A 15,760-nucleotide genomic window follows, 5' to 3' on the forward strand; every position below is an offset into this window, starting at 1 on the left:
GAAGGCGGCTTCTGCCTCTGCGAAAATTGCTGCTACCGTGGGAAGTGTAACGGGATGGATGCAGTGAGTCCTTCATCGGAGGCGGAACGGGGAGCCGCCTCCTTATCGTCTGGCCGGTTAGTGAGGATGCTGTTGTTTACGCTATGAATTTACGATTATATGAAAGCGGTATCAATTTTTATTACTATTCATATTAGGAGGGTAACCATGAGGTTATTTCGTTTGAAAGTGCGTCAGGGCTTTATTTCATTAATGATTATTTCTTTGGTTTTCTCGCTTGTTTTGCCAGGATTGGCGACAGCGGCTTCCTTGCCGGCTGCCGATCCACAAGGGCCTCAGCATTGGGCACAGAAGAGTATCGAGCGCTGGCAATCGAGCGGTATAGTAAAGGGGTATGAGGATGGATCATTGCGCCCTAATGATTTTGTAACTAGAGCAGAATTAGTCATGATGCTGAATAAGCTAGCCGGATATTACATGAAATCCGATCAGCAGTTCCAAGATGTTGCCTTGACAGCTTGGTATGCGGACGCGCTTTCCATTGCTCGACAGGCGGGATACTTCAAAGGTTTTCCTGACAATATGGCAAAGGCCGATGCTGCAGTAACTAGACAAGATGCTATGACTCTTATAGCTAAAGTATGGCTTGCCGAGTCAGATGGCGGACAGAGTGAGCTTAGTTTTAAGGATCAGCATGAGATTAAGCCCTATGCAAAGAATGCGGTTCAGGCGCTAAATGGCATTGTTTCCGGTTACCCTGATGGCACGTTTCGTCCAGATCAGCCAATGACTCGGGCTGAAGTTTTCATCTTATTCGACAAAATGATATCTGCTTACTATGCCGAAGAAGGCAGCTTTGAAGCAGGACATATTCAAGGTAACGCTGTTATCAATCGCAGCAATGTGACGTTAAAAAACACGACAGTAGAAGGCAGGCTGTATTTGACAGCTGGTATTGCCGATGGGGATGTCCTATTAGATGAAGTGGCTGTACAAGGCAAGACATACATTTCCGGTGGAGGCATTCACTCTATTACGGCACAAGATTCCAACCTCTCTAATGTCACTGTTAACCGTTTGGAAGGCAAGGTACGGCTGCTGGCTAAAGGAAGTTCAGCTATCCAACATATTCATGTTGACAGCGCTTCCATCATTGAACTGGAAAAGGGAGCTTCTGCGGCGGAAGTCGTCATTAATCAGCCATCGACCATTATTATTCATGAAGGAGCTTCGATTAGCAGCCTGTTGATTAGCAAAGATGCGCAAGGAACAGCTATTCAAGTGCAGGGCTCTATTGATCAGTTGGTTATTCAAGCCAAAGGGGTAACTGTAAATGGGCAGGAAGTAGCTCCTGGATCGTTCACGATTAAAGACGGAGTCATTGTCCCTTCGACTGCTTCATCAAACCATAACGGATCCGTAAGCTCAGGAGGCAGCAGTGGAGCGCCAGGTCTTCCCCCAAGCGATAATGGAACCGGGAATAATCCTGGCGCTCCGGTCATCGTGGATCTTGTAGATTCTCAGGCAAGCGCGGCTACACGTTCCCTGTTTGCTTACTTGCAGGACATTCGCGGCAAACAGATCCTGTTCGGTCATCAGCACGATACGACCGTATCTTTTGCAAGGACGGACAATAATGAAGTGCTATCCGACGTATATAACGCGGTAGGGGAATATCCGGCCGTGTTCGGCTGGGATACATTAAGCTTAGAAGGGCGTGAGAATCCGCCCGGAGTGGCCGGGGATTTACAGGCCAGCCGCGAAGGTGTGTCTGCGGCAATGAAGGATGCATATCAGCGCGGAGGCATAGTTACGCTAAGCACGCATCCGTACAATTTTGTAACCGGCGGTGACTTTAATGATACGAAAGGCTCGGTCGTGCCGCGTATTTTGCCGGGTGGGGATAAGAACGAGGAACTCAACGGGTATTTGGATATCATCGCCGAATTCGCCCACGGGTTGAAGGATGATAAGGGTAATTTGATTCCTGTGCTGTTCCGTCCTTTTCATGAGCAGAATGGAGGGTGGTTCTGGTGGGGGGCACAGACTACCTCGCCAAGCGACTATATTGAGCTGTATAGATACACTGTAGAATATTTAAGGGATATCAAAGGAGTTCGCAACTTCCTCTATGTATATTCCCCTAACGGAACGTTTGGCGGGCATGAGGCTACTTACTTAGCGACTTATCCAGGTGACGAGTATGTGGACGTGCTCGGCATGGATCAATATGACAACAAGCAGAGTCCAGGAACAGAGGGTTTTCTGAACGGATTGGTAAATGATCTCGGCATGATCTCCAAGCTGGCTGACCGCAAGGGGAAAATAGCTACTCTGTCCGAGTACGGCTACAGCGCGCAGGGGATGCATACAACAGGCAACGCAGATCTGGAATGGTTCACTAAAGTTTTGAATGCCATTAAAGCAGATCCGGAGGCAAGCCGCATCGCTTATATGCTGACTTGGGCCAATTTCAATTTGAATGGCAATTTATTCGTGCCTTATCATAATGCCCCGGGCTTAGGTGATCATGAGCTGCTGGATGATTTTATAGCGTTCTATAACGATCCGTATACAGCATTTGCAGGCGATGTAAAAAATGCATACAACCGAAATGTCCAAACCAAGATAAAACAACCGTATATGCATATCGTTGCTCCGACGAATCATAGCTCTATCAAGGAATCCCCGACAACGATCCGCGCTCGCGTGTTGAATACCGTGCCTTCACAAGTTGCCTATATAATAGAAGGAACTAATATTGAAGTTCCGATGCAGCTTGATGCAGATGGATATTATTCGGCTGTGTGGTCGCCGGATGCGGCGTTCAATGGCAAGACGGCTGACATTACTGTAAAAGTATACACAGTGGGCGATGCTGTTCTCGAACAGACGGTGACTGCGTTTGTTAAAGTAAACGAAATTTTGATGAAAGAGTACACATTTGAGCTTGCTGCAGAGGCTGATAGTATTCAGAACAACGGTACTTGGTCCGGACTAAACAATAATGACCAGTCGATTGAGCTAAAGCTGGAGCACGCTCAATTGGACGGGAACGGCAAGCTTCGGTTGAACGTGACTGGCTTGGAGGAGGGCGACTCGTGGCAGGAGCTGAAGCTGGAACTGAGCGATATCGCGTCACAAGTGTCCTTGCAGGCCGTCAGCCGGGTGCAGTTTGAGGCGCTGGTGCCGTTGGACGCCGGGGCAGCAGGGACGTTAAGAAGCGTCGTGCAGCTGCCGCCGGATTGGGATACAAAATACGGAATGACAACGACCGAACAGCAGCTTAGCGATTTGGAGGTCGTCACGGCAGAAGGGCAGGCTTATGGCCGTTATCACGTCCAAATCGATCTGAACAATCCGCAGAAATCAGCTGAAGCAACAGGACTTGCCATCTCGCTGGTCGGAAGTGCTCTGAATGGCGATCAATCTATTTTTATAGATAATCTGCGGCTTTATAGTGTATATGTGGAGGCGGAGACTGATCCGGCGCTCATTGATGACTTCGAATCCTACCAGGGCAGCAATGAGTTGTTGAGTCAGAAATTTATCTCTGCTGGAGATGCCACAAACGTGTCACTTACTGCAAGCCATAAGAGTGGCGGAAGCTATGCCATGAAATTTGAATATACGCTGGCTGGCAGCGGCTATGCCGGAAGAATAAAGAATCTAGGGCGCGATTGGTCTGATTATAATAAATTGAAGTTCTGGATGGTGCCGGATGGCAGCAACCAAGATCTAACTATTCAGTTGAAGGTGGACGGTGTGTATTTTGAGGCTTATCCTTCCCTGGCTTCTACGCAGGGGGAATGGGTTGAAATTCATTTTAATGAATTCGAAGTCGTTCATTGGGATACACCTAATTTAGGCAAGAAGCTGAATAAAATATCTCTGCAGAATGTTGAGCATTTTGCAATTTACGTGAATGCCGTAAACGGGGTTACGCTTACCAGCACGCTGTATTTCGACGATATTAAAGCCATAGATGACGGAACCGGAGGTGTTCCTAATGGGGGATCTGGACCTGGAAGCACGCCGGAGAAGGCCGGAATTCTCTATGACTTTGAGGAGGATGCAGGCGGTTGGGTTGTGGAGAGCAATAACGCGAATGCCGCATTCCCGGTAATTTCAGCGGACGAGGCTGCTAGCGGCTCGCACTCGTTAAGTTCGAATTTCTCTTTGACTGGAACGGATTTTGAGCTGGCGAAGAACGCTCCGCTGGACTTGTCTGCTGTGGATACTCTTCAGGCGAAGGTGAAGCTGTCAGCGGGCGCTTCTGCCAAAGCGCGTCTTTATGTGAAGACAGGCACGGCGTATGAATGGTTCGACAGCGGCGCTCCGATTCAAGTGGGGGCGGATAGCTTCGTTACGTTGAGCATGGATTTATCGACGGTGTCCAATCGGCATGCGGTGGTGGCCGTTGGCATAAAAATTGAAGATATCGCGGGCGCTGGCGGGACGGCAACGGTCTATTTGGATGAAGTCTCATTACTTGGCGGCCAAATAGTCCCTGAGTTTTATTATGGATTTGAGAGCTCGGAGGAAGGCTGGGCGATCAATAATGACGCTAACGGAAGCTACAATACGGCGTTAGCCGGCCAAGTGTCCGTGACAGATGCTGCCTATTCAGAGGGAGCCAAATCATTGAAGGCTGACTTCGTATTGAACGGAGGACAGTTCCAGCTTCGCAGCATGGATTCGGTCGATCTAAGCTCCTTCACCAAATTAAGTGCGGATCTGAAGCTGGGAACTCTTGCTCCTGGTGTCACTGCGGAGCTGTTCATCCAGACGGGTTCGGGCTGGGAGTGGGCAGCGACTAATCCGATCGGGCTGAATGGCACCGATTTCGTTACATTGACGCTTGATCTCAATGCGATTGCAGCCCGGAATCAGGTGATGGCTATCGGTGTGCAAATTATGACCCCGGCAGATGGGGCAGGAAGCCCTGTGGTGATCTATTTGGATCATGTCCGTGCAGAATGATAGCCAAGCAATCATGTGTGCCGTGCATAGGCGAATATACGGGTAGCGCATGTGCGTTTCGGTCATATTCTCTGGCACCAGGTAAGATATAGTGCGAAAGAGCCCCGATATCAGGTCAAGGATCCTGGTATCGGGGATTCTTTATGTATGGGAGAGCCTCCATATTTCCAACTAAAGCCAATATTGCTGAGGACTCCTATAACTGATATAATAAATTGATTATACTTCTAAGGATTTGTGGTGGGGGTAACAATGACAGATATTAGAGCAAGGCAAAAAAAGATTCGGAATTTCTGTATTATTGCACATATCGACCATGGCAAATCAACGTTGGCTGACCGGATTTTGGAATATACCGGAGCATTGACTTCACGGGAAATGCAGCAGCAGGTGCTTGATACGATGGATTTGGAGAGAGAACGCGGAATTACGATAAAGCTGCAGGCCGTACGTCTCTCTTACCGTGCAGATGACGGTGAAGAATATGTGCTTAATTTGATCGATACGCCAGGACACGTCGATTTCACGTATGAGGTATCCAGAAGCTTGGCAGCTTGTGAAGGGGCGCTTCTGGTCGTCGATGCGGCTCAGGGGATCGAAGCCCAAACGCTGGCTAACGTATACTTGGCATTGGATAACAATCTTGAGATTTTGCCGGTAATTAACAAGATCGATCTGCCCAGCGCTGATCCGGATCGTGTGAAGCAAGAGATTGAGGATGTAATCGGTCTGGATGCAAGCGAGGCCGTCCATGCTTCGGCGAAAGCCGGAATCGGCATACGTGAAATTATTGAACAGGTTGTACAGCAGGTTCCTGCGCCGACAGGAGACCCTGATGAGCCGCTTAAGGCGCTGATTTTTGACTCGCATTACGACCCTTATAAAGGTGTTATTGTGTATGTGCGCGTAATTAACGGACATATCAAAGCCGGTTCCAAAATCAAAATGATGGCGACCGGCAAGACGTTTGAGGTTATTGAGGTTGGCGCGTTTATGCCGCGGATGACGATGGTAGACGAACTGAATGTCGGGGATGTCGGATTTATTGTCGCAGGTATTAAGACAGTCGGCGATACGCAAGTCGGTGATACGATTACAGATGCGAAGAAACCAACGGCTGAACCGCTGCCTGGCTATCGCAAAATCAATCCGATGGTGTTCTGCGGTCTGTATCCGATCGACACATCGGATTATAATGACTTGCGCGAAGCGCTGGAGAAGCTGGAGTTGAATGATGCTTCACTGAGCTTTGAGCCGGAGACATCTAGCGCGCTTGGCTTCGGATTCCGCTGCGGATTCCTCGGCCTGCTCCATATGGACGTTATTCAAGAGCGCATTGAGCGTGAGTTCAATATTCCGCTGATTACGACTGCACCAAGCGTTATCTATAAAGTATCCCTGACGAATGGAGAAACGATCTCGATTGATAACCCGTCCAATTACCCGGAGGTTGGAAAGATCGATCACGTAGAAGAGCCTTATGTCAAGGCGTCTATTATCGTACCGAATGATTTTGTAGGAACCGTTATGGAGCTGTGCCAAGGCAAACGCGGTGAATTCATTAACATGGAATATTTAGATACGACCCGGGTCACGATCACGTATCAAATTCCACTATCCGAAATCGTATACGATTTCTTTGACCAACTGAAATCTAGTACGAAGGGTTATGCGTCCTTTGATTATGAGCTCTCAGGCTACCGCCAGTCGAACCTGGTCAAAATGGACATCCTCCTTAACGGGGAACAGGTCGATGCGCTGTCCTTCATCGTTCACAGAGAGCGGGCTTATCATCGTGGCCGGGCGATCTGTGAGAAGCTGCGCGAGCTTATTCCACGCCAAATGTTCGAGGTGCCGATCCAAGCTTCCGTAGGTACTAAGATTGTAGCGAGGGAAACGGTAAAGGCGATGCGCAAGAACGTCCTTGCGAAATGCTACGGCGGCGACATCTCCCGGAAGCGTAAATTGTTGGAGAAGCAAAAGGAAGGTAAGAAGCGCATGAAGCAGGTGGGTAACGTAGAGGTGCCGCAGGAGGCATTTATGGCGGTGCTGAAAATCGACGACAATTGATCGTCCTGTTGGACGCATATGCATAGCATAGGGATTAGAGAGGAAAGCCGGATGGCTTTCCTTTTTCCGTAATCTATGCGCAACAAATTAAAAAAGCAATTTCATGAACAAGAAAAGGGGGCACCACCGTGAGCCAACAACTGAAATTGGACGGACAGGAATGGCCTGGCTCCGCTCCACGGTCTAAGACGGCTCCCGAAGCCGTGTATATTCACATCCCGTTTTGCACGAATAAATGTTTTTATTGCGATTTCAATTCTTATGTTCTTAAGGATCAGCCGGTAATGGACTATTTGCGAGCGCTTGATCAGGAGATGGAACTGACCGTTCGTGAGACACCGCCAGGAGAGATTAAGAGCATTTTCGTAGGCGGCGGGACTCCCACTGTGCTGAAGCCGGATGAGATGGAGTTCTTCCTTTCGTCTGTTCGCCGTCATTTTCCGAATTGGGCAGCGGATATCGAATTCTCCATGGAGGCCAACCCCGGTACAACCGATAAAGATAAGCTAGCCGTTATGAAGGCAGGGGGCGTGAATCGCGTCAGCTTCGGCGTACAGGCGTTTCAGAATGAGCTGCTGAGCGGAATCGGGCGCATCCATAATACAGATGATGTGTACCGCAGTCTGGAGAATGCGAGAGCGGTAGGATTAAATAATCTATCCATCGACTTGATGTTCGGCTTGCCCAACCAGACTGTTGAAATGCTGGACTACAGTGTATCCAAAGCACAGGAGCTTGAGCTGCCGCATTATTCTATTTACAGCCTCAAAGTGGAAGAGAATACGTTATTTCATACGCTGTATCATAAGAATCAGCTCCCGCTTCCCGAGGAAGAGGATGAATTGAATATGTACCTGCTGTTAATGGAGCGAATGGAGAAGGCGGGTTACAAGCAGTACGAGATCAGCAATTTTGCTAAACCGGGTTTTGAGAGCCGGCATAACATTACTTATTGGCGGAACGAGGATTATTATGGCTTGGGCGCAGGCGCCCACGGATATGTGAATCGATATCGCCATGTCAACATTAAGGGCGTTAACCCATATAATGAAGCGACTAAGCAGGGACGGCCGATTCTGGATCGGTTCGAGATATCTCGCGAGGAAGCGATGGAGGATTTCGTCATGGTGGGTCTGCGCGTGCTAGAGGGAATTTCGGAGGAGCGCTTCCAGAGTCAGTTCGGGGCTTCGCTTGATGAAGTATTCGGGGATCAATTCAATAAAATGTTGAATGCCGGATTGCTGGAGAAGACAGCTTCGATTCCAGGCTATCGACTTAGCAAGAAGGGGATACTGTTTGGCAATGAGGTGTTTGCCGAATTTATAGGTGCCTTGGGCGGAAAATAATATATTGAACTTATATACGCTTTGTTGTATATTTATTCATAATATTGTACCGGATCGAGGAGGGATCAGCATGCCTGCTGTAGCTGTATGCAGAAGAGCAAAACTTGAAGATGTAGAGCCTCTATTTCAAATGATTGATGGGTATGCCCAGCGGGGGATTATGCTGCCGCGCTCGAGAGAGGTGCTAAACCGGCAGATTGACGACTTCGTGGTAACTGAAGTAGATGGCTTGGTTGTCGGATGCGGATCCCTATGCCGATTAGGCGAAGAACTCGTAGAAATCAGGTCGCTCGGCATTTCGGAGGGCTATAAAGGACGGGGACTCGGTTCGCTGCTCGTGGCGCAGTTGGTTGATGAAGCGAAGAGCCTAGGTATTCCCAAAGTTATGGCGCTCACTTATGAAGTTTCTTTTTTTCTGAAAAACGGGTTTGAGGTGGTGGAGAAGGACATTTTTCCGGAGAAAGTTTGGACGGATTGCATCCACTGCCCGAAGCAAAATGCCTGTGATGAAATAGCGGTGCTTAAGATACTGAACTGACTTGACAATCGTCTTGTCGGTTTGGTATTTTTGTATTAGCGATTAGCACTCGATATGAGTGAGTGCTAACGACACGGTCAAATGTAAAATAGGAGGGATTTTCATGTTAACGGAACGCCAGAGAATGATTTTAACAGCCATTGTAGATGATTATATTCGTTCGGCGGAACCGGTGGGATCCCGAAGCATTTCAAAACGGGGAGATGTCGGCTACAGTCCGGCAACGATTCGTAATGAAATGGCAGATTTAGAGGAGCTCGGATTTCTTGAGCAGCCTCATACATCAGCTGGCCGTATTCCTTCTCACAAAGGATACCGATATTATGTTGATCATATGATGCCCCTGAACCGATTGGCCTCGGATGAGCTGGGAACGATGAAATCATTTTTTGCCGAGAAGCTCAATGCAACGGAGCAGGTCATTCAGCACGCGGGCACGATTTTATCACATATGACGAACTACACCTCTATTTTGCTTGGGCCCGAAGTATTCCATACCTCCCTGCGTCATTTTCAGCTGCTGCCTCTAAATGAGACTACGGCAGTTGCCATTATTGTGACGAATACAGGCCAGGTAGAGAATAAGACGGTCTCTATTCCACCCGGCGTATCTATTTCCGAAATGGAGAAGGTCGTCAATCTGCTGAATCATAGACTGGCTGGAGTGCCGATCTATAAGCTGAAATCCGCCCTTTATAACGAAATCGGTCAAGAAATGCAGCGGCATATCGACCATTTTGAAGATTTGATGAAGGTGCTGGATGAGGCGCTGGATAGCGGTGGAACCGAAGGGCAGCGTCTGTTTCTTAGCGGAACTACGAATATGCTGACACAGCCTGAATTCCGGGATGTGGATAAAGTGAAGAGCATCCTTGACCTGTTGGAGGAGACACCAACCTTAATGAGGATGTTGACTTCTGCGCAGGCCGGGTCAGGCATTCAGGTGCGTATCGGTACAGAGAACAAACATGAAGCTTTTGCAAATTGCAGTTTGATTACAGCAACTTACGCCATTGAAGGCGGCGCTGTAGGCACGATCGGTATTTTGGGACCGACAAGAATGGAGTATGCCCGGGTCATGCGGATTTTGGATATGCTATCTAAGGATTTAACAGAATTCCTGTCCCGCTTACATTAATAATGAGCATGATAATTATGTTTTACCGCATGTTAAGGAGGTGAACATCTTGAAGGAACAAGAACCAGTTCAAGACAACATCAATACGAATGTAGAGGAAGAATTTGAAATGAATGATCATGTGAACCAAGAACATACAGCAGATGAGAACAGCATTCCTGAGGAGAACTCTGCAAGCGAGCGGGAGGCTTCCAAGGCAACTGCAGCTAAAGAGGGTAATGCAGAGCATGCGGCGCTCCGCGCTGAATTGGAAGAGCAGCAGCAAAGACTGCTGAGAGCGCAGGCGGATTTCGACAACTTCCGCAGGCGTACGCAGAAAGAGAAAGAAGAGCTTGGGAAGTACGCTTCCGCTAAACTGATTACCGAGCTGTTGCCAGTCATAGATAATTTCGAACGGGCTTTAGCCAGCGGCGAGCAGGGTACGGATGTCACTTCCTATGCCAAAGGTGTAGAAATGATCTTCCGTCAGCTTGAGGGCGTGCTTGGAGCCGAAGGCCTGAAGGCGATGGAGACCGTTGGAGAACAGTTCAATCCTGAATTTCATCAGGCGATTATGCAGGTGGAATCAGACGAATATGAAGAGGGCATCGTTGTCGAAGAGGTACAGAAAGGGTATATGTTGAAGGACAAGGTACTTCGTCCAGCGATGGTCAAAGTCAGCGGTTAATTCCAGCTGTTCATTTAAATTGATAATTACACACTTATGCAACAATCTATTAAGGAGGACATAACTTATATGAGCAAAGTAATTGGTATTGACTTAGGAACTACAAACTCTTGCGTAGCCGTTATGGAAGGCGGCGAAGCTGTCGTTATTCCTAACCCGGAAGGCGCGCGTACAACACCATCCGTAGTAGGCTTCAAGAAAGACGGCGAGCGCGTTGTCGGTGAGACGGCAAAGCGCCAGGCGATCACCAATCCGGATCGCACAATCATTTCTATTAAAAGACATATGGGTACTGATCATAAAGAAAGCATCGACAGCAAGGAAATGACGCCTCAGGAAATTTCGGCAATCATTCTGCAGAAGCTGAAATCCGATGCGGAGGCATATCTTGGCCAAACCGTAACCCAAGCCGTTATTACCGTTCCGGCCTATTTCAATGACAGCCAGCGTCAAGCGACGAAGGATGCTGGTAAAATCGCAGGTCTTGAAGTACTGCGTATCGTGAACGAGCCAACGGCGGCCGCTCTTGCTTACGGCATGGAAAAAGCGGAAGACCAAACGATTCTTGTATACGACCTCGGCGGTGGTACGTTTGACGTATCCATTCTTGAGCTTGGGGACGGCTTCTTCGAAGTTAAGGCGACAAGCGGGGACAACAGTCTGGGCGGCGACGACTTTGACCAAGTGATTATCGACTATCTGGTGGCTGAATTCAAGAAGGATCAAGGCATCGATCTTAGCAAGGATAAAGCTGCAGTACAGCGTCTCAAGGATGCGGCCGAGAAAGCGAAGAAGGAATTGTCCGGCGTGTTGACGACGACGATTTCCCTTCCGTTCATCACGGTAGCTGATGGCGTGCCGCAGCACTTGGAGATGAACCTGACCCGCGCTAAATTCGAAGAGCTGTCCGCAGACCTCGTAGAACGGACACTTGAACCAACTCGCCGCGCATTGAGCGACTCCGGCCTGACTCCTGCGGAGATCGACAAGGTTGTATTGGTCGGCGGCTCCACGCGGATTCCTGCCGTGCAAGAAGCGATCAAGAAATTGACAGGCAAGGAGCCGCATAAAGGCGTTAACCCGGATGAGGTTGTTGCGCTTGGTGCAGCCGTGCAAGCGGGCGTACTTACAGGCGATGTGAAAGACGTGGTATTGCTTGACGTAACACCGCTATCCCTCGGTATCGAAACCGCAGGCGGCGTGTTTACAAAAATGATCGAGCGCAACACAACGATCCCAACAAGCAAATCTCAAGTGTTCTCCACTTATGCGGACAATCAGCCAAGCGTTGAGATTCACGTTCTGCAAGGGGAGCGCGAGATGGCGGCAGGCAACAAAACGCTGGGACGCTTTATGCTTGGCGATATTCCACTCGCACCGCGCGGCGTACCGCAAATCGAAGTTACCTTTGACATCGACGCTAACGGAATCGTTAACGTATCGGCAACGGATAAAGGAACCGGCAAGAGCCAGAAAATCACGATCACCTCTTCCAGCGGTCTAAGCGAGGAAGAAGTAGAGAAAATGATGAAGGACGCCGAGCTTCATGCCGAAGAAGATAAGAAACGCAAAGAGCTTGTCGAAGCAAAAAATAACGGCGATCAGCTTATTTACAGCGTAGACAAGACGATCAAGGAACTTGGCGACAAAGTGGATGCTGCCGAGACAGACAAAGCGAACGAAGCCAAGGAAGAACTCAAGAAAGCGCTCGAAGGCGACAATCTTGACGAAATCAAAGCCGCTTCCGAGAAACTGACAGAAATCGTGCAGCAATTGTCTGTGAAGCTGTATGAGCAGGCTCAGGAGCAAGCAGGGCAAGCTGAAGGCGCTGATGGTGCTGCGGCAGGCGGCCCAGGCAAAGACAACGTCGTGGATGCAGAATACGAAGTTGTGGACGAAGACAAGAAACAAGACTAATCGCTGTACGTTAAGCGTTGGATAGAACAATACAATTGGTGAACCGGGAAGGTCAAAGCGCGGGGCATTCCGTGCTTTGACTTTCCTTTTGCCGGATAGAGGGTCTATCTGGCGTTGACCATAGCTATAGCAATAGTGGGGGTGGAAGGATGGCTGAAAAGCGCGATTATTATGAGGTGCTGGGGGTTGGCAAGAGCGCCTCGGACGATGATATTAAGAAAGCCTATCGCAAGCTGGCGCGTCAGTATCACCCTGACGTGAACAAGGCGCCGGATGCGGAGGATAAGTTTAAAGAAGTCAAAGAGGCCTACGATGTCCTTAGCGATTCGGGGAAACGTGCTCGCTACGACCAATATGGCCACATTGATCCGAACCAAGGGATGGGCGGTGGATTTTCCGGCGCGGATTTCGGCGGCTTCGGTGATATTTTCGATATGTTCTTTGGGGGCGGCGGTGGTCGTCGCGATCCAAACGCGCCGCAGCGCGGTAATGATCTGCAGTACACGATGACGATCGAGTTCAAAGAGGCTGTCTTTGGTAAAGAAAGCGACATTACGATTCCGCGTACGGAGAATTGTGATACATGCTTCGGCTCCGGTGCAAAACCGGGAACGAAGCCGGAGACTTGTTCCGTCTGCCGGGGCACAGGACAAGAGGAAGTGGTTCAGAATACGCCGTTCGGCCGTATGGTGAATCGCCGTGCTTGCAGCAATTGTTCGGGCAGAGGGCAGATCATTAAAGATAAATGTTCAACTTGTCAAGGCAGTGGCAAAGTGAAAAAGCAGCGTAAAATTCATGTCCGCATTCCAGCCGGGGTAGATGACGGCGCCCAACTGCGGATGACCGGCGAAGGGGAAGGCGGTTTGCGCGGCGGCCCAGCCGGGGATTTGTACATCGTTATTCGCGTGAAGTCGCATGACTTCTTCGAGCGTGAGGGCGATGATATTTACTGTGAAGTCCCGTTAACTTTTGCGCAAGCGGCGCTCGGGGACGAAATTGAAATTCCGACGCTGACTGAGAAGGTGAAGCTGAAAGTGCCGGCAGGCACCCAGACCGGTACCTATTTCCGCCTTAAAGGTAAGGGCGTTCCGCGGCTTCGCGGCATTGGACAGGGCGACCAGCATATCAAGGTTGTTGTTGTGACGCCAAGCAAACTGAGCGATGAGCAAAAAGACTTGCTGAGGCAATTTGCTGCAATGAACGGAGAGCATACGCATGAAAATGAGCAATCGTTCTTTGATCGGATGAAGCGGGCGTTCCGCGGAGACTGATCGATAGCGAAGCCAATCATGGAATGATTCACTGAGAGTGTATAGCTGAATATTCAAAGAATAAGCTTGACCGATGTCCGATCTCTTAAGGATGTCGGTCTTTTTTTTGCAGAAAATTTCCCGGTCGTAATACTTTCACCATGTTCGAACATCGATCAATAAGCGATGATAGCTGTGAGTTCATGCACAGGTGGTATTACCCAGGCAGGGATGTCCGATCATTCCGCAGTGCAGGCATAGAATACATGCTTGTATGCTGTATTGCCACAGGCATGGAATCTCCAATGCATGGGTTCGAATCCCTTATCCTAGAGAGGATTAGCTCAGTGGTAGAGCACTCGACTTTTAATCGAGCAAACATGTTAAAGAAGATGACCTTGTAGAGGGCTCCTCGGTGGCTTGTTGTGCACGCTGCAGCAGAAGCTTTGCAGCTTTGCAGATACCGGATTGAACGGACGCCATGCTGTCCGCCGGGGCAAAGTGAGTGGGCTGGCAGATGGCAAGCGAATCGACCGCCTTGCTCATGGATGCCGCGGCAGAAGCGAACGGCCGGTAATCCTTAAGCAGAGCTCCGCTAATGCCGCAGGGAGGAGTCCTCTCTATGAGGTCGCAAATCGAGCGGCCAATCCGCAAGGCAGGAGGAAAAATGAGATGTTCAAGAAAATTACGATACAAATGGGACAGCGCGGCTTACTACTCAAGAAGGGTACCTATGTGAAAATGCTTCAGCCAGGGACGTACCGTCTGACCACATTTGGGGGAACACATATCATCGTAATGGATACGGCGATGCCGTTTGAGATAGTGGGGAAGGATTTGCAGCTGTTTTTGCATGACGACAAGCTGAAGCAGGAGCTCGACATCGTTCACGTTTTGGATCATGAATATGTGCTCCATTATGAGGATGAGAGATTCAGCGGACTACTGAAGGCAGGAACGTACGCCTACTGGAACGTCTTGAAGCAGCATCGATTCGTTCATATCGATATTCGTCATCCGGAGCTGCCGGCCCAGGTCGATCCCGTCATTTTGCCAAAGCTGACAGGCTACTATCAAATGCTGGAGGTGGCGGAGCATGAAGCGGGGGTACTGTATTATAACCACGTCATGCAAAGAGAGCTTAAGCCGGGGAAGTATTACTTCTGGAGAGGGCCTGTTGCGGTATCCTTACAGAAGGTTGATTTAAGGCAGCAGCAGCTGGATATGACAGGACAGGAAATGATGACCGAGGACAAGGTGACGCTTAGATTGAACTTTGTGTGCCAATATAAGGTGGAGGCTCCGCTGCTGGTACTGGCCATCAAATCCTTTGAGGAACAAATTTATATTCAGCTTCAGCTGATTTTGCGTGAATATATTGGGACATTGAAGCTCGACGATTTATTGAAAATGAAGCAGGAAATCGCCGCTTTCGTAATGTCGCGTCTGCATGAGAAGGAACGGGAATATGGCATTCGTTTCGTGTCGGCAGGGGTAAAGGATATTATTTTGCCGGGGGATATTAAGGACATTTTGAATACCGTTCTTCTTGCTGAGAAAAAGGCGCAAGCCAACACGATTACCCGCCGCGAGGAGACGGCATCGACACGCAGCCTGCTTAATACCGCTAAGCTGATGGACGAGAACGAGACACTTTATCGCCTCAAAGAATTGGAGTTTCTGGAGAAGATCTGCGAGAAAATCGGTTCCATATCGTTGACAGGCGGAAGCAACCTGCTAGAGCAGCTTAACTTTCTATTGGGCAGCAAGGGGGCGGAAAAATAACACAGCGCAGCTTGTTAATACAGACCTTGTAAAAACTTCACAGCGCGAGAGCAGCTGACAGGGTAA

9 protein-coding genes are annotated in these 15,760 nt (G+C 49.2%); all 9 read left to right on the forward strand.

Annotated features, from left to right (window positions below; all coding sequences use genetic code 11):
* The first annotated feature begins 207 nt into the window (after positions 1–207).
* The 9 genes from CZ379_RS13525 to CZ379_RS13565 all read left to right on the forward strand — a co-directional run bounded on the left by CZ379_RS13525 (position 208) and on the right by CZ379_RS13565 (position 15,694).
* Positions 208–4,983: a glycosyl hydrolase gene (locus CZ379_RS13525; protein ID WP_234404910.1), complete on the forward strand. Its 4,776-nt coding sequence runs from the start codon at positions 208–210 to the stop codon at positions 4,981–4,983.
* Positions 4,984–5,235: 252 nt separating this feature from the next.
* On the forward strand, positions 5,236–7,053 hold the full coding sequence (lepA, locus tag CZ379_RS13530; RefSeq protein WP_110932099.1) for a translation elongation factor 4: 1,818 nt from the start codon (positions 5,236–5,238) through the stop codon (positions 7,051–7,053).
* A gap of 146 nt (positions 7,054–7,199) precedes the next feature.
* The gene (hemW, locus tag CZ379_RS13535) at positions 7,200–8,399 is read left to right on the forward strand and encodes a radical SAM family heme chaperone HemW (RefSeq protein ID WP_110934371.1); all 1,200 of its coding nucleotides are present in this window, start codon (positions 7,200–7,202) and stop codon (positions 8,397–8,399) included.
* Positions 8,400–8,469: 70 nt separating this feature from the next.
* A complete protein-coding gene (locus CZ379_RS13540) occupies positions 8,470–8,937 on the forward strand; it encodes an N-acetyltransferase (protein ID WP_110932100.1) in 468 nt (155 codons plus the stop codon).
* Positions 8,938–9,040: 103 nt separating this feature from the next.
* On the forward strand, positions 9,041–10,075 hold the full coding sequence (gene hrcA, locus CZ379_RS13545) for a heat-inducible transcriptional repressor HrcA (protein ID WP_110932101.1): 1,035 nt from the start codon (positions 9,041–9,043) through the stop codon (positions 10,073–10,075).
* A 49-nt stretch (positions 10,076–10,124) separates the two neighbouring features.
* Positions 10,125–10,742, forward strand: coding sequence for a nucleotide exchange factor GrpE (gene grpE, locus CZ379_RS13550; RefSeq protein WP_234404911.1), 618 nt, complete (start codon positions 10,125–10,127; stop codon positions 10,740–10,742).
* A gap of 69 nt (positions 10,743–10,811) precedes the next feature.
* Positions 10,812–12,659 (forward strand): molecular chaperone DnaK, encoded by a 1,848-nt coding sequence (gene dnaK / locus CZ379_RS13555; RefSeq protein WP_110932102.1) that lies wholly within the window; start codon positions 10,812–10,814, stop codon positions 12,657–12,659.
* Positions 12,660–12,808: 149 nt separating this feature from the next.
* Positions 12,809–13,930, forward strand: coding sequence for a molecular chaperone DnaJ (gene dnaJ / locus CZ379_RS13560; RefSeq protein ID WP_110932103.1), 1,122 nt, complete (start codon positions 12,809–12,811; stop codon positions 13,928–13,930).
* 651 nt (positions 13,931–14,581) lie between these two features.
* Positions 14,582–15,694 (forward strand): slipin family protein, encoded by a 1,113-nt coding sequence (locus CZ379_RS13565; protein ID WP_110934373.1) that lies wholly within the window; start codon positions 14,582–14,584, stop codon positions 15,692–15,694.
* Positions 15,695–15,760: the final 66 nt, after the last annotated feature.

Origin of the sequence: Paenibacillus bouchesdurhonensis, from assembly GCF_900155685.1 — a bacterium.
GTDB lineage: Bacteria > Bacillota > Bacilli > Paenibacillales > Paenibacillaceae > Fontibacillus > Fontibacillus bouchesdurhonensis.

Coding starts and splice junctions, on each gene's coding strand:
- CZ379_RS13525 (WP_234404910.1), top strand. CDS start 208: ATGAGGTTATTTCGTTTGAAAGTGCGTCAGGGCTTTATTTCATTAATG.
- lepA (WP_110932099.1), top strand. CDS start 5,236: ATGACAGATATTAGAGCAAGGCAAAAAAAGATTCGGAATTTCTGTATT.
- CZ379_RS13540 (WP_110932100.1), top strand. CDS start 8,470: ATGCCTGCTGTAGCTGTATGCAGAAGAGCAAAACTTGAAGATGTAGAG.
- hrcA (WP_110932101.1), top strand. CDS start 9,041: ATGTTAACGGAACGCCAGAGAATGATTTTAACAGCCATTGTAGATGAT.
- dnaK (WP_110932102.1), top strand. CDS start 10,812: ATGAGCAAAGTAATTGGTATTGACTTAGGAACTACAAACTCTTGCGTA.
- dnaJ (WP_110932103.1), top strand. CDS start 12,809: ATGGCTGAAAAGCGCGATTATTATGAGGTGCTGGGGGTTGGCAAGAGC.
- CZ379_RS13565 (WP_110934373.1), top strand. CDS start 14,582: ATGTTCAAGAAAATTACGATACAAATGGGACAGCGCGGCTTACTACTC.